The sequence below is a fragment of the Streptococcus parasanguinis genome, assembly GCF_040908565.1.
Lineage (GTDB): Bacteria > Bacillota > Bacilli > Lactobacillales > Streptococcaceae > Streptococcus > Streptococcus parasanguinis_AC.
This window is the reverse complement of the sequence record NZ_JBDGEA010000024.1, coordinates 1-23,557: the sequence shown is the minus strand read 5'-3', so window position 1 is coordinate 23,557 and position 23,557 is coordinate 1. Positions and strand designations below refer to the sequence as shown.

The following is a 23,557-nucleotide window of genomic DNA, read 5'->3' as shown; positions in this document are numbered from 1 at the left end:
CAGTGTCAATATATTCTGGAAGAAATCACGCCCCAGGAAATTGAAGACATGCAGAAAATGCCCATGCAGGTCCATAGAGAAATCGCAGGTTTAAAGATCGGCATTACCCACCACTTACCTGATAAGAATTGGGGTCGCGAATTGATCCACATTGGTGAGCAGAAGGATTTTGATCGCTTGGTGACAAACCCGTCTTGTGATATTGCAGTCTACGGACACATTCACCAGCAGTTTTTCCGCTACGGGACAGGAGGAGAACTGATTATCAATCCTGGATCGATCGGTCAACCTTTCTTTTTGGAAAAGAATCTTCGCAAGGACCTTCGGGCCATGTATGCCATTCTCGAATTTGATCAAATGGGGCTAAAAGATGTCGATTTTAGACGGGTGGACTATGATGTCCAAAAAGAACTGCAACTGGCAAAAGACCTCCATCTTCCTTATTACCAAGTGTATTATGAAAGTTTGGTCAATGGCATTCATCATACCCACAATCATGAGCTCCTTCATGAAATTGAGCAGAGAGAAGGTCATGATCGAGAAATCGATGCTTGGCTAGAGGACTTCTTCCAATAGTGTAACTGTTGACATTACAACTGAAAAGAGTATAATAGGAATAACGAAAGTCGTCCCTTGACGGTTGTTCAATAGACTCTACCTTCAAAAACGGGTAGAAAGGAGTGAAGTTATGCAAATTTCGAGTCGCTTTACCATTGGGACTCATGTCTTGATCATGATTGCTCTACAAGGAGAAAAAACAAAAGTAACCAGTGATTTTTTGGCAGGAAGTGTCGGCGTGAACCCTGTTATTATTCGAAAGACCTTGTCTCAGTTGAAGAAAGCTGGATTGATCCATGTAGCGCGTGGGACAGGCGGAGCTGAGCTCGCAAAAGCAGCCGATGAGATCAGTTTGCTGGATATCTATCAAGCAGTAGAATGTTTAGGTTCGACAGGTCAATTATTTGGTTTTCATGACAATCCAAATCCAGCCTGCCCAATTGGCCACAATATCCACAATGTTTTAGATGGGAAGCTTGAGGACATTCAGACTGCTATGGAAAAAGAAATGTCTCAAACCACTTTAAAAGACGTCGTAGAAGATACGCAGAAAAGAATGAAACTCGAATCGGTTTCATAAGAAAAAAGAGAGTGGGACAGAAATCGGTAATTCGTTAGAATTCGATTTCGTCGTCCCACCTCCGCACAGTTGAGTAGGGCTGTAAAAGCTGATGAAATCAGCGTAGTAGAGCCCACTCAACCACTGCGTATTGCTCGACAATCCAAAGATAATTAAGAGGCTAGGACTTTTGTCCCAGCCTCATTTTTTATAGTTATTAACGAAACAAGATGTTTGTTATATATTGAAACGACTAAAGGATTAGTCAAAGTAAAGTAAGTCTTTGCTGGTTTCAGTGAAGAGTCCAAATCCGTCTTTTGTGACGTACCCACAATCTTCGATACGGACACCGACTTTACCTGGAATATAGATTCCTGGTTCAACTGAGAAGCACATGCCTTCTTCAAGCACCATGTCATTTCCTTCCATAATAGAAGGGAATTCATGCACGTCCATTCCGATCCCGTGTCCGAGGCGGTGGTTGAAGTATTCACCATAGCCAGCTTTTTCGATGACGCTCCGTGCAGCACGGTCTACGTCATGTGCTGTTACACCTGGTTTGATCATGTCAATGGCTGCTTGTTGAGCTTCTAAAGTCAAGTGATAGATTTCTTTTTTGAAATCATCTGGTTTCCCAACAGCAACAGTACGAGTCATATCTGACGCATAACCATTCACCATACAGCCAAGGTCAAAGAGTAAGAGAGCATCGTTTTCGACTTTGTTGCTTCCAGGAATTCCGTGTGGGTTGGCTGCATTATTTCCAGTCAAGACCATGGTTTCAAAGCTCATTTCATAACCCAAGCGTTTGATACCGAAGTCGATTTCTGCTACGATATCAGTTTCTGTTTTATCCAGTGAGATGGCGTCGAATCCCATATTGACAGCCTTATCTGCATATTGACCAGCCACCAACATTTTTTGGATCTCATCAGCAGATTTGATCAAGCGCATCCGGTTAATCCGTGGTGTCAAGTTGGTGAATTGAGCCTTTTCAAAGACAGTGCGCAAGCCATTGTATTTGGTAAGGATCAAGTTATCATATTCAAGTGCAACGGTTTTGGCATCGGGTTTTGCGATAGCCCCTTTAATCTTTTCCCATGGGTTTTCAGAATCCACATAGCCAACCACTTGGAAATCAACAACTGCAGTCGCCCGTTCCACTTCAAGTGCAGGAACGAAGAGAAGTGGTTCGTGGTCTGTGTAAACGAACAAGAAGAGTTGACGTTCGTGGGGATCACTGTAAAATCCAGTCAGGTAATTGATGGTGACAGGATCGGATACAACAGCGACATCTGTTTTTTCAGTTTCAAGAAAATCGACGATTTGATCTAATTTAGACATAATGCTACCTTCTTTCTATGGATCTATTTTGTCAAATTTTCCCCAAAAAAGCAAGAGTTTACAAAATTTTACCAAAATGCTTGAAAGTGTTTACAATAAGTGATAAAATAGGATTAATTAGAGAGTGAAAACGAAATTTTCAACAATGAAAGGAAATCTTATGAATACAGACGATACAGTAACAATTTATGATGTCGCCCGTGAAGCAGGGGTTTCAATGGCAACCGTTAGTCGTGTAGTAAATGGGAATAAAAACGTTAAAGAAAATACACGTAAAAAAGTTTTAGAAGTGATCGAACGCTTGGATTATCGTCCAAATGCTGTTGCGCGTGGTCTTGCTAGCAAGAAAACAACAACAGTCGGTGTTGTGATTCCAAACATCACGAATAGCTATTTCTCTACATTGGCTAAGGGGATCGATGACATTGCTGAAATGTACAAGTACAATATTGTTCTTGCAAATAGTGATGAAGACGATGACAAAGAAGTTTCAGTGGTAAACAACCTCTTTTCAAAACAAGTGGATGGGATCATTTTCATGGGTTATCACTTGACTGAAAAGATTCGCTCAGAATTTTCACGCTCTCGGACGCCAGTTGTCCTTGCTGGGACAGTGGATGTTGAACACCAATTACCAAGTGTCAATATCGACTACAAGCAAGCAACCGTTGATGCTGTTACACAGTTGGCAAAACACAACAAGAAAATTGCTTTTGTAAGTGGCCCATTGGTGGATGATATCAATGGAAAAATTCGTTTGACAGGCTACAAAGAAGCTTTGAAAGTGAAAAAATTGAGCTATAGCGAAGGACTTGTGTTTGAATCCAAGTACCGGTACGATGAAGGTTATAACTTGGCAGAACGCATCATTGCATCCAAAGCAACAGCTGCCTTTGTAACAGGGGATGAATTGGCTGCAGGTCTCTTGAACGGCTTGTCTGATAAGGGGATCAAGGTACCAGAAGACTTTGAAATTATCACCAGTGATGATTCACAAGTAACTCGTTATACGCGTCCAAATCTATCAACGATTGGCCAACCTTTGTATGACCTTGGTGCGATCAGTATGCGCATGTTGACCAAGATCATGCACAAAGAAGAGTTGGAAGAACGCGAAGTACTGTTGTCTCATACGATCAACCAACGTGGAACGACCAAAAAATAAGGATTAGTAGACTAGAGTCTCGACATGGGAAGACGTGTCTACTAGTCTAAGAGGCTAGAACAGAACTGTTCTAGCCTCTTTTTATATGTGTCATTAATCATAAGTAATGATGAAGTGAAATTGAATGAGTGTTGGTTCAAATATTGATGTGTAAGTTACAATTAAATCGTTCTAGAGTTTGTTAAAATACCATACAACAAAATATGATGAATTTGTTTTGTTTCGTCTTCTATGTTTTTATTTGGAGATAGATGATTTCCTGTGCTATTGAGAGCACTCATGACGTTTAAAATAACCTCTGTTGACAAATCTTTAGCAATTATATTTTCATTTTTACCTAGCTCAATATATGCACGATATATTTCACGCTTTTTCTCATCTATCGCTTTTGTCATAAGTTTCGTAAAAGTAGGATCCTCTAACGTTTTTTCTTGAAAGTAGTTAGAAATCTGTTGGCTTATTTTTTTCTGACATAAAGCTAAGGCTTGATTTAATTTTGATTTATAATCTATATTACTGAGTAGAATGTTTTCAGCTTCTTGTATGATGTCTTTAAACAATTCATTAATACATAAAGCTACTAAATTATCTTTCTTATCAAAGTAATTGTAGATTGACACAGGAGAAACTTCTGCGACTTTTGCAATTGATTGTATACTTGTTTCTTTAAACCCTTTTTCTTTAAATAAAGAAAGAGCAGACTGAATAATAGCTTGCTTCTTTTTTTCTGTTGTTTTTTGATATTGATTCATTTGAACACTCCATTTGATATCAATTATAGCACAACTTTGAAATTTATCTCAGATTATTTCATTAATTCTTGACGATATCTGATATTTACAATACAATTAAGTTTGAAATATAATTAATGATATTTCAAACTTATAATAATTGAGGGAAGATATTTAATGTTAACTGAATTTCTTATTAAGCAGTCTCAAAAACCTAGTGGTCTTATTGGTAGAGTCATCACAAAAATATGGTCATTCTATTTTAAAAAACTTAGTCTTTGGGCGATTAAACAGACTACTATTTCAGATAATTATAGAATTTTAGAAATTGGTTACGGTGGCGGGAGTACTATCAAGAACCTTCTTGCTTTAAATAAAAATCTTGAGATTCATGGTATTGATATTTCTAAGGAATCATATAGAACTGCCCAACGTGTTCATTCAGATTCCATAAGAAAAGGTAGTGTCCAACTTAAGATTGGAAATGTGGAGAATATGCCTTATCAAAATAACTATTTTGATAGAATATTTGCTATTCAGACCCATATTTTTTGGAAGGATATAAAAAAGAGTTTTCAAGAAGTTTATAGAGTCCTGTCCAGCAATTCTACTTTGATAATTGCTTCTGAAAAAGAAAAAATACATTATCATATGACAGATTATCGTACAAGTCATGAATTTAGTCAGTTACTAACAAGTATTGGTTTTTCAAAAATTGAGGAAAAACAGAATCGCAATTGGATTTTGTATATCGTATATAAATAAAATAGAATTTTAAATTTCGAACAGAACTGTTCTAGCCTCTTTTTTATACTGCAAACAGGTAGAGACTTGCTGGGCACTCTTTATTTCGGTATAATAGAAGGTATGAAAGTTTTACTGTATTTAGAAGGAAAATCCGTATTACAAAAATCAGGAATTGGTCGAGCCTTGCAGCATCAAATGCATGCGCTTGATTTGGCTGGGATTCCGTATACGACAGATATTTTAGGAGATTATGATGTGGTGCATATCAATACCTATGGCCCACGGAGTTTCCTTTTGCTCCATGCAGCAAAGCGTCGTGGAAAGAAAGTCATCATGCATGGCCATTCAACCCGTGAGGATTTTGAAAATTCCTTTATCGGGTCTAACTTTTTTGCGCCCTTGTTTGGAAAGTATTTGGCTCACATGTACCAAAAGGCAGACTATGTGATCACGCCATCTGAATATTCTAAACACCTGATTCAGTCTTATGGGGTGACCACACCGATTATCGCGGTCTCCAATGGAATTGATTTGGAAAAATACAAGAAGGATCCGAAAAAAGAAGAGGTCTTTCGAAAGCATTTTAATATCCAAGAAGGCCAAAAGGTTGTCATCTGTGCAGGGCTTTATTTTAAACGCAAAGGGATTGAAGATTTCGTAGAAGTGGCCCGTCGCATGCCGGATGTTCGCTTTATTTGGCTAGGTTCTATCAACAAATGGATCATTCCGCGTAAGATTCGTCGTATCGTGGAAAAGGATCATCCGAGTAATGTGGAATTCCCTGGCTACTTCAAGGGAGCAGTCTTCCAAGGGGCTATGACGGGTTCAGATGCTTTCTTCTTCCCATCTTATGAAGAAACAGAAGGAATCGTTGTTTTGGAAGCCTTGGCCAGTCATCAGCACACGGTCTTGCGGGATATTCCCGTATACAATGGCTGGATCGACGAGACGTCATCTGAATTGTGCCACAATGTAGACGAATTTGTGGATTCCTTGAACAAGGTCTTGAACGGACAAGTAGACAAGCGGGAGGCAGGCTACAAGGTCGCTGAAAGTCGTTCGATTGACTTAGTGGCTTATCAATTGGTCGAAGCCTATCAAACAGTTTTGGAGATGTAAGATGCGTGTAGGGTTATTTACAGATACCTATTTCCCGCAAGTTTCGGGAGTAGCGACCAGTATTCGGACGCTCAAAACAGAATTAGAAAAATTGGGACACACGGTCTTTATCTTTACGACAACGGATAAAGATGTCAACCGCTATGAAGATTGGCAGATCATTCGGATTCCAAGTGTGCCTTTCTTCGCCTTTAAGGACCGCCGCGTTGCTTATCGTGGCTTCTCAAAGGCGCTTGCCATTGCCAAGCAATACCAGCTGGATATTATCCATACCCAGACTGAGTTTTCACTGGGCCTTTTGGGAGTGTGGATTGGACGCGAGTTGCGGATTCCAGTTATTCATACCTACCATACCCAGTATGAGGACTATGTCCGCTATATTGCGAGAGGTATGGTCATTCGCCCAAGTATGGTCAAATACATTGTGAGAAGTTATATGAATGATCTGGATGGAGTGATCTGTCCTAGTGAGATCGTCTATGACTTGCTCCAAAAGTACAAGGTCAAGGCAGAAAAACGCATTATTCCGACAGGGATTGATTTGGCCAAGTTTGACCGACCGGAAATCACTCCGACAGAGACAGCAGCCCTTCGTGAAAAATATGAAGTCGCAGAAGATGAAACGCTTTTATTGAGCCTGTCGCGGGTCTCCTATGAAAAGAATATTCAGGCTGTTATCGCGGCCCTTCCTGGTGTCCTCAAGGTCAATCAAAAAGTTAAGTTGATCGTGGCTGGAGATGGTCCTTATTTGGATGATTTGAAAAAACAAGCGGCGAAACTGGGGATTTCAGATGCGGTTGTCTTTACAGGGATGATCCCACCAAATGAGACAGCTCTCTACTATAAAGCGGCAGACTTCTTTATTTCAGCTTCAACGAGTGAGACGCAAGGGTTGACCTATTTAGAGAGCATTGCAAGTGGTACCCCGATCATCGCTCATGGCAATCCTTATCTCGATCATGTGATTGATGATCCTATGTTTGGAAAGCTCTTTTATGAAGAGAGCGATCTGGCACAAGCAATTCTTGAAGCGATTGACGAGATGCCTGCAATCGATGAGACCAAGTGGGCAGAAAAGATTGATGATATTTCTGCAGCAACCTTTGGTCGTCGGGTCTACGAATTTTACCTGGATAAAATCATCTCTAAAGACTTTTCAAATGATTTGAATCCTGAGCAAAGTCGGGTCAAGCGGATGTCTAAGACCATTGTGAAAATCCCGACCAAGGTGATTGCTCTTCCGGTCAATGGATCTGTGAAGATGATGAAGACTTCGGTCAAACAAGTGAAGAAAATCCGTAAAATCACGCATTTCTTTGATTGAAAATGAAACTTTTTCTTGCAAAATTTTTCAATCGTGCTATAATAACTGACAGAGACATATCAAATCTAGGAAATCTGATAGAGAGCGCGTGGGGCTGGAAATCGCGTAGAGGATAGGTTTGGGACTACTCGTGATTCTTTTATGCAAACATAAAACGGTGGCTACGTTAGAGCCAATCAGAGGTGTCCCTCTTTTTTGAGGAACATAAATGAAGGTGGAACCACGTTGCGACGTCCTTTCGAGGAGGTCGCTTTTTTGATTTCTTAATGAAGGCATCAAAAGGAGTGACGATTCCATTGTTCAAAGACACCTCCCACCCATTTAGCTACTAAAAACTTTATAAGGAGAAAATCATGATTAAGATTACTTTCCCAGATGGCGCTGTTCGTGAATTCGAATCTGGCGTTACTACTTTTGAAATTGCCCAATCAATCAGCAATTCTTTGGCTAAAAAAGCTCTTGCTGGTAAATTCAACGGCAAATTGATTGACACCACTCGTGCCATCACTGAAGATGGAAGCATTGAAATCGTGACACCTGATCACGAAGATGCTCTTCCAATCTTGCGTCACTCAGCGGCTCACTTGTTTGCCCAAGCAGCTCGTCGCCTCTTCCCAGATATCCACTTGGGTGTCGGTCCAGCGATCGAAGATGGTTTCTACTACGATACAGACAACCAAGCTGGTCAAATCTCTAACGAAGACCTTCCTCGTATCGAAGAAGAAATGAAGAAAATCGTGAAAGAAAACTTCCCATCTGTTCGTGAAGAAGTGACCAAAGATGAAGCGCGTGAAATCTTCAAAAATGATCCGTACAAATTAGAATTGATCGAAGAACATTCAGAAGACGAAGGTGGGTTGACCATCTACCGTCAAGGTGAATACGTTGACCTTTGCCGTGGACCACACGTCCCATCAACTGGTCGCATCCAAATCTTCCACCTTCTGAACGTTGCTGGTGCTTACTGGCGTGGGAATAGCGACAATGCGATGATGCAACGTATCTACGGTACAGCATGGTTTGACAAGAAAGACTTGAAGAACTACCTTCAAATGCGTGAAGAAGCCAAGGAACGTGACCACCGTAAACTTGGTAAAGAGCTTGACCTCTTCATGATTTCTCAAGAAGTTGGTCAAGGTCTTCCATTCTGGTTGCCAAATGGTGCGACCATCCGTCGTGAGTTGGAACGCTATATCGTTGATAAAGAAGTAGCAGCAGGCTACCAACACGTCTACACTCCACCAATTGCTTCTGTAGAACTGTATAAAACTTCAGGTCACTGGGATCACTACCGTGAAGACATGTTCCCACCAATGGATATGGGGGATGGAGAAGAGTTTGTTCTTCGTCCAATGAACTGTCCTCACCACATTGAAGTCTACAAACATCATGTGCACTCTTACCGTGAATTGCCAATCCGTATCGCTGAAATCGGTATGATGCACCGTTATGAAAAATCTGGTGCTTTGACTGGTCTTCAACGTGTGCGTGAAATGTCTCTGAATGATGGTCATACTTTTGTGGCTCCAGAACAAATCGAGGAAGAATTCAAGAAGATCCTTCAATTGATCATCGATGTGTATGAAGACTTTAACTTGACAGATTACCGTTTCCGCTTGTCTTACCGTGATCCTGAAGACAAACACAAATACTTTGACAACGATGAGATGTGGGAAAATGCTCAACGCATGTTGAAAGCCGCTGTTGATGATATGGGTGTTGAGTACTATGAAGCTGAAGGTGAAGCAGCCTTCTACGGACCAAAATTGGATATCCAAGTGAAAACAGCTCTTGGTAAAGAAGAAACTCTTTCAACTATCCAATTGGACTTCTTGCTTCCAGAACGCTTTGATCTTCATTACATCGGAGCAGATGGGGAAGAACACCGTCCAGTCATGATCCACCGTGGGGTTATCTCAACCATGGAACGCTTTACTGCGATCTTGATTGAAAACTACAAGGGAGCTTTCCCAACCTGGCTTGCTCCTCACCAAGTAACCCTTATCCCAGTATCGAACGAAAAACACGTGGACTACGCTTGGGAAGTAGCGAAGAAACTTCGTGACCGTGGTGTTCGTGCCGATGTGGATGAACGCAATGAAAAAATGCAGTTCAAGATCCGTGCTTCACAAACTCAAAAAATTCCTTACCAATTGATTGTTGGTGACAAGGAAATGGAAGACAAGGCTGTAAACGTACGTCGTTATGGCCAAAAAGAAACAGAAACCATGTCAGTGGATGCATTTGTAGAATTAATTCTTACAGATATTGCCAATAAATCCCGTGTTGAGAAATAAAACGATCACAGTCTGAAAAATATTTATTAGTAAGAAAAAGCAACAACTATTTCAGTTGTTGCTTTTTCTATTTTGTTTCACCTGAGCCAGTAGTGATCGGTCAAACCACCACAAATAGTATCCTCATCAACAATCCTTTCTATCCATTAACTTTTGGATATAGGATATCCTCCCAAGATTTGCTTCCATGAGTTAGATAAGTTGACTATCCTCAGTCCTTGTCTGCTTCATTTTCTTTTACGAGATCGTTTTGTGAATCTTTTTCAGAGAGTTTTTGATCGATATACTTGTCAATGTTTTCGTAAAATTCCTTGGTCGTCTCACTGTCTAATTTTGTCGAATTATGGACTTGATTGACTTTCAATTGAACAGATTGAATACCGTAAGAGTCTTGTTTTTGGCGAATGGTTTCTAATTCTTCTTCTGAAATCGGATCTCCAACAACTGTCAAGACCAATTCATTGCTACTTGACTTGTAGACTTGATTAATGATCGTATGATTGGCGAACTCTTTTCCTACAAACTGTTTGATCCCTTCTTTTCGTGCTTGATCCATCGTCAGAGTGACTGCTGAATAGCTGGCTGGAAGGACCAATAAAACAATTAAGGATATCAACCCAATTTTCATTTTCATGTTTAGCTCATTAAATGAACTTAAGGGAGATTGTCTCATCAAAATTCTTGTTCCAACAATATTGATTAGCATGATAAAGACACAGTTGATCAAGAAAAGATAGAGAGCCCCAAATAAAAATCGTACATTTCCATTAGCTAAACCATAGCCTGCAGTGCAGATAGGTGGCATCAGAGCTGTTGCAATAGCTACTCCTGGCACGATATTGTTTGCTTCTTTTTTTCTTGAACCAATGACACCTGCTATCCCACCAGCAATAGCAATGAGAACATCCCAAATGGTTGGAGAGGTTCGTGCAATCAATTCGCTACTTGCATAAGATAAGGGAGAAATCCAGAAATATAGAGTCGAGACAAGTAAACTGACCAATACTTGAGTAAATAAAACCCCTAGAGATTGCTTGATTAAACGCGTATCAAAAATAGCTAAACCAAACCCCAGTCCAATAATCGGTGTCATAAGAGGGGAAATCAGCATGGCTCCAATAATGACAGCTGTTGAATTCATATTTAGACCTATAGAGGCAATAAAAATCGAACACATCAAAATCACTGTATCTCTTAATCGAACATGAAGGTCATCATATAGTTTCTCGCGGAATTCACGTGTTGAATAGTTTCCGGACATTGGTTACTCCTTTTATTTCATATAATCTTGTTTCTGCATGGATGATGGTAGAGAGACTTATTTCTAAACTGACATGTTTTTAATTCTCACTTATAATTCTTTTGAACATTATCTTTTAAATATCCATCAGTCCATCCTGCATATTATATCAAAAATTTTACAGTCTTTCTCTGAAGAAATCAATTAATTTAAAAGATAGAGAAAGGAAGAAATTTTTGTATCCTTATCCGAAGAAGAAAAACGATATCTCCTCTGAAAGTAGATACCGTTTTAATGTTTAAACAGGATGAGTTTGTAGCAGCAATCCTAGCTGATATCGCTAACAAATCACGTGTTGAGAAATAATAAAAAAATAGAAAGATTGAGGATAAAACAATCTAAAAAACCTTCCTTAGGTGAGTAAGAACGTCAGCGAACTTCTATGAAGCTCCAAAACTCCCGAGTGAGAGTGAGACAGAAATCCTAGCCTCTCAATTGTCTTTGGATTGTCGAGCAAGACGCAGTGGTTGAGTGGGCTCTACTACGCTGATTGCATCAGCTTTTACAGCCCTACTCAACTGTGCGGAGGTGGGACGACGAAATCGAATTCTAACGAATTACCGATTTCTGTCCCACTCTCATTTTTCTCACGACGGAAAGTTTTTAATAAATGATTCATTCATTCATTCTAGCAAGTAGGAAATTAACCTTTTTTAGAATCACTCAAGTGATTTTATCTTCTACATATCATTCGTTTTTTCTGAGACTGAGATTTTAACATCTCGGTCTTTTTTACCCTTTCTTATTGGAAAGTCCAGCAATTGAGGCTCCACATTTCTTCATAAGTTTGATATAATAAGAGGATAGAGATTGATTAGGAAAAGAAGCATTAGAAACAGGTATGTAAGATGAAAAAAATATTAGTAGTTGATGATGAAAAACCAATTTCAGATATTATCAAATTTAACATGGCAAAAGAGGGCTATGAAGTCTTGACAGCCTTTGATGGTCGGGAAGCTTTGGAAGTCTTTGCGGCTGAGAATCCAGATATTATTATTCTAGATTTGATGTTGCCAGAGATTGATGGCTTGGAAGTAGCGCGTACGATTCGCAAGACCAGCAATGTGCCCATCATTGTCCTATCGGCTAAAGATACGGAATTTGATAAGGTCATCGGTCTTGAAATTGGTGCGGATGACTATGTAACCAAACCCTTCTCTAATCGAGAATTGCAAGCGCGTGTGAAGGCCTTGTTGCGTCGTTCCGAGTTTGCGGCTGATCCTCAGCTTGAAAATGAGGCCGATACGGAAATTGTAATTGGTGATCTTCACATCCTTCCAGATGCTTTCTTGGTTCAAAAGGCCAACAAAGAATTGGACTTGACCCATCGTGAGTTTGAATTGCTCTATCACCTTGCGACCCATGTCGGTCAAGTCATGACCCGTGAGCACCTTCTTGAGACGGTGTGGGGCTATGATTACTTTGGTGATGTTCGGACGGTGGATGTGACGGTTCGTCGTTTGCGTGAAAAAATCGAGGACACACCGGGACGTCCAGAATATATCTTGACCCGCCGTGGTGTCGGATATTATATGAGAAACAATGATTGATCTAATAAAACAATTTGTCATGTCGTCGAACTTTGTCTTTGTTCTGATTACGGTTGGGTTTATCATTGTGGTTGCCTTGCTTCTCCTAGAAAACCGTAGGGACAATATCAAGCTCCGACAACTAAACGCCAAAATTAAAGATCTGATTGCTGGGGATTACTCTGAAGTGGTCGACATGCAAGGAAGCCCAGAGCTGACCGATATGACCAACAGTATCAATGATCTATCTGAGGTCATTCGTCTGACGCATGAAAACCTAGAGCAGGAAACCAAGCGGCTGACTAGTATTCTAGCCTATATGACAGATGGAGTGCTTGCGACCAATAGACGGGGTCAGATCATCATGGTCAATGAAATGGCAGCCAAGCAATTGAATGTCAATCCGGACGAGGTTCTCAATACCAGTATTCTTGATTTGCTTTCGCTTGGAGACGACTATGATTTGCGAAGCTTGATTACTGAAGTACCAGAGTTAACCATCGATTCCCAGGATGAAAATGGGGAGTACTTAAGCCTTCGTGTGCGCTTTGCCTTGATTCGTCGCGAGTCAGGTTTTATCTCTGGTCTGGTAGCTGTCTTGCACGATACGACAGAGCAGGACAAGGAAGAACGGGAACGTCGCCTCTTTGTCTCCAATGTAAGTCATGAACTGCGAACACCTTTGACCAGTGTGAAATCCTATCTGGAAGCTCTAGATGATGGCGCTTTGTCAGAGCCGGTGGCACCAGATTTTGTCAAGGTTTCACTGAATGAAACCAACCGCATGATGCGCATGGTCACAGATCTTTTGAGCTTGTCACGAATCGATAATGAAACTAGTCAGTTGGACATCGAGTTGACCAACTTTACAGCCTTTATTACCTTTATTTTAAACCGGTTTGATAAGATCAAGAGTCAATCGCAAGAAGATACCAAGAAGTATGAACTGATCCGTGAATATCCAATCACCCCGATTTGGGTTGAAATTGATACGGATAAAATGACCCAGGTAATCGACAATATCTTGAACAATGCCATCAAATACTCACCCGATGGTGGGAAAATCAAGGTAGGGATGAAAACAACAGATGCCCAGTTGATTATCTCTATCTCAGATGAGGGCTTGGGAATTCCCAAGAAAGACTTGCCACGCATTTTTGATCGCTTTTATCGAGTGGATAAGGCGCGTAGCCGGGCCCAAGGTGGGACTGGTCTGGGCTTAGCCATTGCTAAGGAGATCATTAAGCAACACAAAGGCTTTATTTGGGCCAAGAGTGAATATGGTAAGGGATCTACCTTTACCATTGTCTTGCCGTACGACAAAGATGCAATTAAAGACGACTGGGATACAGAAGAGGAAGAATAAGGAGTCAATGACAGAAGAGGGATTTAAGTACAGTATTTTAGCTTCAGGTTCTAGTGGAAATTCTTTCTACCTTGAGACACCAAAGAAAAAACTGCTCATTGATGCAGGTCTATCAGGGAAAAAGATTACGGGACTATTGGCTGAAATTGATCGCAAACCAGAAGATTTAGATGCCATTCTGATTACGCACGAACACTCAGACCATATCCATGGTGTGGGTGTTTTAGCGCGGAAATATGGGATGGATCTATATGCTAATGAAGCAACTTGGAAGGCTATGGAAGGGACCAAGTATCTAGGAAAGGTCGATGATGCTCAAAAGCATATCTTTGAAATGGGGAAAACCAAAACATTTGGCGATATCGATATCGAAAGTTTTGGGGTCAGCCACGATGCTGCAGCCCCTCAATTTTATCGCTTGATGAAGGATGGGAAGAGCTTTGTCATGCTGACGGATACGGGATATGTGAGCGATCGCCTAGCAGGAATCGTCGCGGATGCGGATGGCTATCTGATTGAGTCCAACCATGATGTGGAGATTCTTCGAGCAGGTTCGTATGCTTGGCGTTTGAAGCAACGGATCTTATCTGATCTGGGCCACCTTTCTAATGAAGATGGGGCAGATGCCATGATTCGGACCTTGGGAAATCGCACCAAGAAGATTTATCTGGGGCATTTGTCAAAAGAGAACAATATCAAAGAATTAGCCCATATGACCATGGAGAACCAACTGGCTCGAGCAGATCTAGCTGTCGGTCATGATTTTGAGGTGCTGGATACATCACCAGACACCGCGACCCCTTTGACGAAGATATAAGATAGAGAGCCACCCGCGGGTGGTTTTTTGATAGCTGTTGAAAATCCCTTCATCTAGTAATGAATTTGCTCTTTGCCCTAAATTTGTGTATGATAAGAAAGAGCGAATTCTGAATGAGAGTCACGTTTGGTACAATCAAAGAAGAGGAGAAATGAAAAATGAAAAAGATGATGTTATTACTGGCAAGTTTAGTTGCTTTAACAGCTTGTAGTCAGTCTAAGCAAGATACGAAAGAGTCAACCTCCACTCAAACGGCGAAGGAAACAAAAGTATCAGAGTCTTCTAAAAAAGAAAAAGAATTGAAATTTGTGGTGGCCCCTCAATATGAAGGAAAGACGTCTGATCTTATTGAGTTAGGGAAGAAATTGGTTAAAGAACATCCTGAACTCGGAAGTGAAGGTAATATGGCGCTCTACTTCACGGGAGCTATTTCTGAAGGAAGAGCAGCGCTCATGTTGGTCAATAAGACAGATGTGGATATCAAGAAAGATTTGAATTTTTCGATTTCTTGGTCTTATGATGGAAAATCTATTCTTGACAATCAAAAAGTTAGTTATTTTATCAAGGATAGTGGAGAATTACCATCTCATACAGCAACTATAATATTATTGCCATTAAATGAGGAACAACAGAATATTGTGGATGGAATGTCAGATCCATCTAAGATGATGCTTCAAATGTCAGATTTGAACGCTGTAGAGTGATTACGAAAAAAGAAACATACAAAGGAGAAGAAAATGCGCCTTGTTTATCTTACGATTGGTTTTGTATCATTGGGACTAGGAATTATTGGGATTCCTTTGCCGATTTTACCGACAACCCCCTTTTTACTGCTGTCGATGGCTTGCTTTGCTAAAAGTTCCAAACGCTTTGAAACTTGGCTTTACCAAACCAAGCTTTATCAAACCTATGTAGCGGATTACCGAGAGACCAAATCGATTGCCAAAGAACGGAAAAAATGGATCCTTCTTCAGATCTACATTCTGATGGGCATTTCCATCTATCTGGCCCCGATTATTTGGGTGAAGCTTGCTTTAGGGGCTTTGACGATTTTCATCACCTTTTATCTCTTAAAAGTGATCCCCAATAAGCCTGAAAAACCAACAGAAGAAGATCCTGATTAAAATTGGAGAATTCAGGCCCTAGAACTAGGAAAAGAAGTGCGTTCGTGCTTCTTTTTTGGTATACTTAAAGGTATGAATTTATTAGAAAGTAGGCTTCCTATGGAGAAATTACAAGCCCTGTTATCGGAACGGTTTCAGATCGTTTTTTCAGATAGCAGTTTATTAGATACAGCTTTTACACACACCTCTTATGCCAATGAGCACCGCCTCTTAAAAATTTCACATAACGAACGTTTGGAATTTTTAGGAGACGCTGTTCTTCAATTAGTTATTTCCGAATATTTGTATAAGGAACACCCAAACAGACCTGAGGGAGATTTGTCTAAATTCCGTTCCATGATTGTCCGTGAAGAAAGTCTGGCTGGCTTTTCTCGAGATTGTCAATTTGATCGTTATATCAAACTAGGCAAAGGCGAAGAAAAATCTGGTGGTCGAGACCGCGATACGATTCTTGGCGATTTATTTGAAGCCTTTTTAGGTGCTTTGTTGCTGGATCAAGGAGTGGAAGCAGTCAAGCGCTTTGTCTATCAGGTCATGATTCCCAAAGTGGAAACGGGTCAATTTTCCCAAGTTATTGACTACAAGACCCGTTTGCAAGAACTGTTGCAGGTTCATGGGGATGTGGAGATCCAGTACCAAGTGGTCAGCGAGTCCGGTCCTGCTCATGCAAAAGAGTTTGAAGTGGAAGTGTTCGTGAACGGCAAAACCCTAGGACACGGTCATGGTCGCTCCAAGAAATTAGCGGAACAGGAAGCAGCCCGCAATGCAGTTGAAACGAGGAATGATGGCTCATGTATCTAAAAGAGATTGAAATCCAAGGCTTCAAATCCTTTGCGGATAAGACTAAGGTCGTATTTGACAAAGGGGTTACTGCCGTTGTAGGGCCTAATGGATCTGGAAAATCAAATATCACAGAGAGCCTACGGTGGGCCTTGGGGGAATCCAGTGTCAAGAGTCTACGTGGGGGAAAGATGCCCGATGTCATTTTTGCAGGGACAGAATCGCGTAAACCGCTGAATTATGCTTGTGTCACGGTTGTCTTAGATAACCAGGATGGTTTTATCCAACAAGCGGGGAAAGAAATTCGGGTCGAACGCCATATTTTTCGTTCGGGAGACAGCGAGTACAAGATCGATGGTAAGAAAGTACGTCTCAGAGATGTGCATGATTTGTTCATGGATACGGGATTAGGACGGGATTCTTTCTCGATTATCTCCCAAGGTCGGGTAGAGGAAATCTTTAACTCCAAACCGGAAGAACGCCGGGCTATCTTTGAAGAAGCTGCTGGTGTCTTAAAATTTAAGACGCGTCGCAAAGAAACGGAGACTAAACTCAACCAAACCCAGGAAAATTTGGACCGTCTGGAAGATATTCTCTATGAATTAGAAGGACAGATCCAGCCTCTTGAAAAGCAAGCGACGGTTGCTCGTCGTTTCTTGGAATTAGACCAAGAACGTCAGGTTCTCTTACTGGACGTTTTAGTCGCTCAAGTCGATCTGACAAAAGAACTTTATGAAAAGGCTGATCAAGAGGAAAAAGCCATTCAAGAACAGTTGGCCTCTTATTACCAACGTCGTCAGGTCTTAGAAGAAGATAACCTCCGCATCAAGAAAGCCCGCCATCAGTTGGATGCAAATCTAGCTGAGGACCAGGCGAGCTTGCTAGAGGTCACTCGTTTGATCAGTGATTTGGAAAAGCAAATCGAAGTCGCTAAGCTGCAATCGAGTCAAGCAGCCCATAGTCGTAAAGAAAATCTAGAGCGACTGGATGCTGTTTTGGCCCGTCTGGAAGAAGCGAAAAAAGAGCTGGCTGAAAAACAAGAGACGCTAGCAACTCTTCAACAAAATCTGACAGAGAACCGTCAGCAACAAGAAGAGTTGGAAAAAGAATTAGCCAACTATGAAGAAGATCCGGAACAAGTCATTGAGCATCTACGTGAGCAGTATGTGGAGCTCTTACAGACAGAAGCCGAAAAATCTAATGAGCGGACAGCGATTGAGAGCCGAATTCAAGCGCTCCTGCAAGAATCTAGTCATCGTCAAGAGGACTTGATCAAGGCGCAATCCAATTTTGAAGCTGCCAAGGAAAAAGAAGTTCGACAATTAGAAGAGTTGGATCAGGCACAAGCGACGGTCAAAGGTCTATTAGCAGAATACCAAGATCAATTGGTAAAAGTGGAGCAAGCCAAAGCTGCCTACCAAGAGGTTCAAACGGCCATGTTTGACTTGATGGATGAGAGCAAGAACAAACGGGCGCGGATCAATAGTTTGGAAGCCATTCAGAAGAACCATAGTAACTTCTATGCAGGTGTCAAGAGTGTCTTGCAAGAAGCGGACCGTCTAGGAGGCATCTGTGGGGCTGTTAGTGAGAATTTGAGTTTCTCAAAAGACTACCAGACGGCGCTTGAAATTGCTCTGGGGGCTAGTAGCCAACAGATCATTGTCGAGGATGAAAAGGCGGCAACGCGAGCGATTGACTTCTTGAAACGAAATCGCTTAGGACGGGCGACCTTCCTTCCGCTAACGACGATCAAAGCCCGTCAACTTTCTCCGCGGAATCTGGAGCTGATTCAAACCAGTGCAGGATTTTTAGGAATTGCGAGTGACTTGGTAACCTATGAGAATCGTTTTGAACAGATTTTCCAAAACTTGCTTGGAGTAACGGCCATCTTTGACACGACGGAGCATGCGCGTGAGGCAGCTCGTAAAGTCAACTATCAAGTTCGGATCGTGACCCTAGATGGGACCGAATTGCGAACGGGTGGATCTTACGCTGGTGGTGCCAATCGCTCCCAAAATACGGTCTTTGTCAAACCAGAATTGGATAGTTTGAAGCAGGAAATGCAAGCTCTGGATGCTCGTTTGAGAGAAGCAGAGCAGGAGGTTGAGACCAAGGACAATCTGCTCAAGCAGGCGCAAGAATACTTGGCTTCTATACAAAGCCAGGGTGAGCAAGCTCGTCTGGAACAACAGCGGGCCCAATTGGCCTACCAACAAAGCCAAGAGCAACTGAAAGAAATACAGGAACTCTTAGAGGCTTTGAAGTCAGAACTGGCAACAGATGCGACCAAGTCTCTCCAAGAAGAGCTGGAGTCCCTTACCAAGCAATTGGCAGAAATTGAGCTTCAAAAAGAAAAATTGAACCGCGATATTGAAACCATGAAGTCGGACAAAGATGTTCTGCAACAAAAAGTACAAAACTTGCAAGAGCAATTGGCAGAATTGCGACTTCAACAGACCGAATATAAGAGCCAACAAAGCTATGAGCAAACAGATGCTCGTCGCTTGGAAGAAACGATCTCCCAGTTGGAAGTAGAAGAGCATCAGTTGCAATTGCTGATTGAACAAGGCGAGGCCAAAGTTCAGACAGTGGATGTGGAGCAGCTAGCCAACCAATTGACGCAGGCACAAGCCAAGAAAACGGACTTGGAACAAGGAGTCATTCGGAAACGCTTTGAGCTGGATGATTTGGAAGGCCAGGCCGAAGATGTGGCAGAACAGATGGAACAAGCGCGCAAGAAAAACGAAGAGTGGATTCGCCAACAAGCCAAGGCTGAAGCGACACGTGAAAAGCATGCGGATCGTTTGAACAAACTCTTAACGCAAATTACCGATGAATTCATGCAAAGCTTTGACCAAGCCAAAGAACAGGCCAAACCTGTTGAAAATCTTGTAGCAGCTGAAAACCAGCTCAAGAGCATCGAAAAAGATATTAAGGCACTTGGTCCAGTCAATGTGGATGCGATCGAGCAGTACGACGAGGTGAAGGGGCGCTTTGATTTCCTTTCCAGCCAGCGTGAGGATGTCTTGGCTGCGAAAAATATGCTTCTGTCTACCATCAACGACATGAATGACGAGGTCAAGGAACGCTTTAAATCAACTTTTGAAGCCATTCGTGAATCCTTTAAAGTCACTTTCCGTCAAATGTTTGGTGGGGGTTCTGCTGATTTGATTCTGACAGAGCCAGATCTTCTGACAGCTGGTGTTGAGATTTCTGTGCAGCCACCTGGTAAAAAGATCCAATCCTTAAACCTCATGAGTGGTGGAGAAAAGGCCTTGTCTGCCTTGGCTCTCCTGTTCTCGATTATTCGTGTCAAGACCATTCCATTTGTCATTCTAGATGAGGTAGAGGCTGCCCTAGATGAGGCCAATGTCAAGCGCTTTGGAGATTATCTGAACCGCTTTGATAAGGAAAGCCAATTTATTGTCGTGACGCACCGGAAGGGAACCATGTCAGCTGCAGATTCCATCTATGGGGTGACCATGCAGGAATCTGGGGTTTCTAAAATCGTCTCAGTAAAATTGAAAGACTTAGAAAATGAAGAATAATGATATTAAATTGATCGCTACGGATATGGATGGAACCTTTCTAAATGACCAACATCAGTACGATCAAGACCTTTTACGCAAGGTATTAGCAAGCTGCAAAGAAAAAGGCATCTATTTTGCTGCTGCAAGTGGCCGTGCCCTCCTTTCACTCAAATCCCTCTTTAAAGGATTTGAAGACCAGATGATTTTCATTGCTGAAAATGGTAGTGTGGTAGAATTTCATGGAGAAGATCTCTACGAAGCGACCATGTCCAAGGACTTTTATTTGGGGGTTTTTGAGGTTTTGAAATCCTCCCCTTATGCAGACCCGAATAAATTGCTTTTGACAGGGAAAAAGGGGAGCTATGTCTTGGAAACAGTAGATCCCGACTATCTGGCCTTGAGTCAGTACTACAATGAAAATATTCAAAAAGTGAAAAGCCTAGCAGATATTCAGGATGAAATCTTCAAATTGACCACCAACTTTGATGCAGCTCTGGTCTTAGAAGGTGAACAATGGGTCACTGAGAATATTCCCGGTGTCAAAGCAATGACGACAGGTTTTGAATCAATTGATATTGTCCTTGATTATGTCGATAAGGGAGTGGCCATTACCGCCTTAGCGGATAAACTAGGGATCTCGATGGATCAGGTGATGGCTTTTGGAGATAACCTAAATGACCTCCATATGATGCAAGTCGTGGGCCATCCTGTAGCGCCAGAAAATGCACGTCCTGAAATCTTGGCGATTGCTGAAACAGTCATTGGTCACCATGCGACTAGTTCTGTCCTCCGCTACATGGAGGAAATTGTATGAGTAAGATTTCCTTGATTGCGCTGGATTTAGATGGGACCCTTCTCAATTCTGAAAAAAAGATCTCCCCTCGCAATAGAGCAGCCCTCGCTGCTGCACAGGCCCAAGGTGTCAAGGTGGTTCTAACCACTGGTCGTCCCTTGAAAGCCATGGATTTTCTTTTGGAAGAATTGGGAACAGCAGGCCTCAAAGAAGAGTATACGATTACCTTCAACGGTGGTCTAGTGCAGCGAAATAATGGAGAAATCCTCTCAAAAGTTGTCTTGGCACCAGAAGATGTCGCAACCATTCATGATGAAACAGCCCGTCTAGGACTTCCGCTGGATGCTATCAGTGAGGGAACGGTTTATGAGATTCATGCAGATCGAAAGTCTCTCTATTCCCTTTACAATCCCTACCTGAACTTTATTGAGTCAGATTTTAAAGACCTGCCATCCACGATTTCCTACAACAAGTGTGTGACAGCAGTCGATCAAGACTTTTTAGATGCAACGATCAAGCAGATCAAGCCGGACTTATTTCAAGACTTTGAAATTTTTAAATCTCGGGAAATGTTGCTGGAATGGTGCCCTAAAAATGTTCACAAGGCAACGGGCTTAGTAGCTCTAGCTTCTATTTTGGGTCTTGAGGCAGATCAAGTCATGGCCTGTGGAGATGAAGCCAATGACCTGTCTATGATACAATGGGCTGGACTGGGGGTTGCCATGGGCAATGCGATTCCAGCAGTGAAGGAAGTTGCAACGCTTGTGGCCCCTATGACCAATGACCAAGATGCCGTCGCATGGGCGATTGAAAATTATGTGCTAAAGGAGAGTGAATAAATGGGATTATTTGATCGTTTATTTGGAAAAAAAGAAGAAACTGAAAAAGTGCTTCCGTCTTCGGAAGAAGTGACGGAAAGTACTGAGGTTGAAGAAACTGTCAAAGAGGAGCCTACGGCTACCCAAAATGACAAGGAAGAGCAAAAAATCGCTGATATGGAGGCTTACTACCAAGAGCTTAAAGCGAGGATTGCAGCCACTCATCAACCTGTTTCAACCGTCACTCAAGAAGAGTCATCAGTGGAACCTCTTCTTGAAGAAAATGTGACTTCAGAAACTCATGAAGACCAATTAGCAGTAGAGGAGTCTCCGGTTGTCTTTGAATCCGCTCAAACAGAAACAAGTCCTGAAGAAGTTTCACCTGTAGCGGATGAAACGGAAACGGAGCCTCTTGAAGAAGTGAAATCTGAAGCGGAAGAAACTGAACATGTTGAAGAAGCAGATGGGGAGGATGTTTCAGAACTGGAAGAAGAGTCACCATCACCGGACGCTGAGCCAGTAGAAGGGAGCATGACAGAAGAGAAGGTTCCAGAACTAGTAAACGCTCAGGATGAGGTTTTAGAACCTGAAGTGTCAGAAGCGATCGCTGAAGTGGAGGAAACTTCAGAAGTAGCAGAAGCCGAGTCCAGCTTTCCTGAAGGAGAAGCTGCATCAGCTATTGAGGAAAGAACTGTTGAAGAGGCAGAGGAGCCAATTCAAGATGAGGTCGCACCTCAGCAAGAAACCATTCAGGAAAAATACGATCGTAGCTTGAAAAAGACACGGACTGGATTTGGCGCACGCCTCAATGCCTTCTTTGCAAACTTCCGTTCAGTCGATGAAGAATTCTTTGAAGAATTGGAAGAACTCTTGATCATGAGTGACGTTGGGGTTCAAGTTGCCTCTAATTTAACCGAAGAGTTGCGCTATGAAGCACGTTTAGAAAATGCCAAAAAACCAGATGCTCTCAAGCGCGTGATTATCGAAAAATTGGTAGACTTGTATGAAAAGGATGGCCAATTTAATGAAGCTATTCGTTTTCAAGATGGCCTCACGGTTATGCTCTTTGTCGGGGTCAATGGAGTTGGTAAAACAACCTCTATCGGGAAGTTAGCCCACCGATACAAACAAGAAGGCAAGAAAGTCATGTTGGTTGCAGCAGATACTTTCCGTGCAGGAGCAGTGGCTCAACTGGCAGAATGGGGGCGCCGAGTAGATGTTCCAGTTGTGACAGGTCCTGAAAAATCAGATCCTGCTAGTGTTGTCTTCGATGGAATGGAACGCGCGATGGCTGAAAATATCGATGTTCTGATGATTGATACGGCTGGTCGTCTGCAAAACAAGGACAACCTCATGGCCGAGCTTGAAAAAATCGGCCGGATTATCAAACGGGTGGTACCAGAGGCACCACATGAAACTTTGCTGGCCCTTGATGCTTCAACCGGTCAAAATGCCTTGGTGCAAGCCAAAGAGTTTTCAAAAATTACGCCTGTGACAGGGATTGTATTGACCAAGATCGATGGAACGGCTCGAGGTGGGGTTGTTCTTGCGATCCGTGAAGAATTGGACATTCCGGTGAAGTTGATTGGATTTGGAGAAAAGATCGATGACATCGGACCATTCCATTCAGAAAACTTCATGAGAGGTCTCTTGGAA

20 protein-coding genes are annotated in these 23,557 nt (G+C 42.0%); 17 read left to right on the top strand and 3 right to left on the bottom strand.

The window, feature by feature from the left end; translation table 11 throughout:
- Positions 1-576 (top strand): metallophosphoesterase (locus AB5Y61_RS09940; protein WP_368404030.1); only part of this gene is annotated, 576 nt, incomplete at its 5' end.
- A 112-nt stretch (positions 577-688) separates the two neighbouring features.
- Positions 689-1,138: an Rrf2 family transcriptional regulator gene (locus AB5Y61_RS09935; protein WP_031576605.1), complete on the top strand. Its 450-nt coding sequence runs from the start codon at positions 689-691 to the stop codon at positions 1,136-1,138.
- Between the two features lie 240 nt (positions 1,139-1,378).
- Here AB5Y61_RS09935 and AB5Y61_RS09930 read toward each other — a convergent pair whose 3' ends face one another.
- Entirely contained in the window at positions 1,379-2,461 is a 1,083-nt protein-coding gene (locus AB5Y61_RS09930; protein ID WP_003005548.1) for a M24 family metallopeptidase, read from the bottom strand.
- A 160-nt stretch (positions 2,462-2,621) separates the two neighbouring features.
- Here AB5Y61_RS09930 and ccpA point away from each other — a divergent pair, with 160 nt between their 5' ends.
- The gene (ccpA, locus tag AB5Y61_RS09925) at positions 2,622-3,626 is read left to right on the top strand and encodes a catabolite control protein A (RefSeq protein ID WP_049485660.1); all 1,005 of its coding nucleotides are present in this window, start codon (positions 2,622-2,624) and stop codon (positions 3,624-3,626) included.
- A gap of 161 nt (positions 3,627-3,787) precedes the next feature.
- On the opposite strand, the gene AB5Y61_RS09920 is transcribed toward ccpA, so the two are convergent.
- Complete coding sequence (locus tag AB5Y61_RS09920) at positions 3,788-4,378, bottom strand: TetR/AcrR family transcriptional regulator (protein ID WP_024055141.1); 591 nt, start codon at positions 4,376-4,378, stop codon at positions 3,788-3,790.
- 156 nt (positions 4,379-4,534) lie between these two features.
- Here AB5Y61_RS09920 and AB5Y61_RS09915 point away from each other — a divergent pair, with 156 nt between their 5' ends.
- From AB5Y61_RS09915 to thrS, 4 genes are all read left to right on the top strand, one after another.
- The gene (locus AB5Y61_RS09915) at positions 4,535-5,122 is read left to right on the top strand and encodes a class I SAM-dependent methyltransferase (RefSeq protein ID WP_049485661.1); all 588 of its coding nucleotides are present in this window, start codon (positions 4,535-4,537) and stop codon (positions 5,120-5,122) included.
- A 102-nt stretch (positions 5,123-5,224) separates the two neighbouring features.
- Positions 5,225-6,223 carry a glycosyltransferase family 4 protein gene (locus tag AB5Y61_RS09910; protein ID WP_003008161.1) on the top strand — a complete coding sequence of 333 codons (999 nt, stop codon included), beginning with the start codon at positions 5,225-5,227 and terminating at the stop codon, positions 6,221-6,223.
- A gap of 1 nt (position 6,224) precedes the next feature.
- The gene (locus AB5Y61_RS09905) at positions 6,225-7,547 is read left to right on the top strand and encodes a glycosyltransferase family 4 protein (RefSeq protein ID WP_368404029.1); all 1,323 of its coding nucleotides are present in this window, start codon (positions 6,225-6,227) and stop codon (positions 7,545-7,547) included.
- Positions 7,548-7,900: 353 nt separating this feature from the next.
- Complete coding sequence (gene thrS / locus AB5Y61_RS09900; protein WP_368404028.1) at positions 7,901-9,844, top strand: threonine--tRNA ligase; 1,944 nt, start codon at positions 7,901-7,903, stop codon at positions 9,842-9,844.
- A 211-nt stretch (positions 9,845-10,055) separates the two neighbouring features.
- Here thrS and AB5Y61_RS09895 read toward each other — a convergent pair whose 3' ends face one another.
- Entirely contained in the window at positions 10,056-11,105 is a 1,050-nt protein-coding gene (locus AB5Y61_RS09895) for a DUF389 domain-containing protein (protein WP_049520957.1), read from the bottom strand.
- Between the two features lie 887 nt (positions 11,106-11,992).
- Between AB5Y61_RS09895 and yycF the strand changes: the two genes are divergently transcribed.
- From yycF to ftsY, 10 genes are all read left to right on the top strand, one after another.
- Positions 11,993-12,694 carry a response regulator YycF gene (gene yycF / locus AB5Y61_RS09890; protein ID WP_049483721.1) on the top strand — a complete coding sequence of 234 codons (702 nt, stop codon included), beginning with the start codon at positions 11,993-11,995 and terminating at the stop codon, positions 12,692-12,694.
- Positions 12,687-14,039, top strand: coding sequence for a cell wall metabolism sensor histidine kinase VicK (gene vicK, locus AB5Y61_RS09885; RefSeq protein WP_129299090.1), 1,353 nt, complete (start codon positions 12,687-12,689; stop codon positions 14,037-14,039). Before yycF ends, vicK begins: the two co-directional genes overlap by 8 nt.
- A gap of 7 nt (positions 14,040-14,046) precedes the next feature.
- Positions 14,047-14,856, top strand: a complete 810-nt coding sequence (locus tag AB5Y61_RS09880; protein ID WP_049475139.1) for an MBL fold metallo-hydrolase — start codon at positions 14,047-14,049, stop codon at positions 14,854-14,856.
- A 158-nt stretch (positions 14,857-15,014) separates the two neighbouring features.
- Complete coding sequence (locus AB5Y61_RS09875) at positions 15,015-15,560, top strand: hypothetical protein (RefSeq protein WP_368404027.1); 546 nt, start codon at positions 15,015-15,017, stop codon at positions 15,558-15,560.
- 33 nt (positions 15,561-15,593) lie between these two features.
- Positions 15,594-15,980, top strand: a complete 387-nt coding sequence (locus AB5Y61_RS09870) for a YbaN family protein (protein ID WP_368404026.1) — start codon at positions 15,594-15,596, stop codon at positions 15,978-15,980.
- Between the two features lie 99 nt (positions 15,981-16,079).
- Complete coding sequence (rnc, locus tag AB5Y61_RS09865; RefSeq protein ID WP_368404025.1) at positions 16,080-16,781, top strand: ribonuclease III; 702 nt, start codon at positions 16,080-16,082, stop codon at positions 16,779-16,781.
- Complete coding sequence (smc, locus tag AB5Y61_RS09860) at positions 16,772-20,308, top strand: chromosome segregation protein SMC (protein WP_368404024.1); 3,537 nt, start codon at positions 16,772-16,774, stop codon at positions 20,306-20,308. The genes rnc and smc overlap by 10 nt, the downstream gene beginning before the upstream one ends.
- Positions 20,298-21,104, top strand: a complete 807-nt coding sequence (locus AB5Y61_RS09855; protein WP_368404023.1) for a Cof-type HAD-IIB family hydrolase — start codon at positions 20,298-20,300, stop codon at positions 21,102-21,104. Before smc ends, AB5Y61_RS09855 begins: the two co-directional genes overlap by 11 nt.
- On the top strand, positions 21,101-21,922 hold the full coding sequence (locus AB5Y61_RS09850; protein WP_368404022.1) for a Cof-type HAD-IIB family hydrolase: 822 nt from the start codon (positions 21,101-21,103) through the stop codon (positions 21,920-21,922). Before AB5Y61_RS09855 ends, AB5Y61_RS09850 begins: the two co-directional genes overlap by 4 nt.
- A partial coding sequence (gene ftsY / locus AB5Y61_RS09845) for a signal recognition particle-docking protein FtsY (RefSeq protein WP_368404021.1) occupies positions 21,923-23,557 on the top strand: 1,635 nt, incomplete at its 3' end.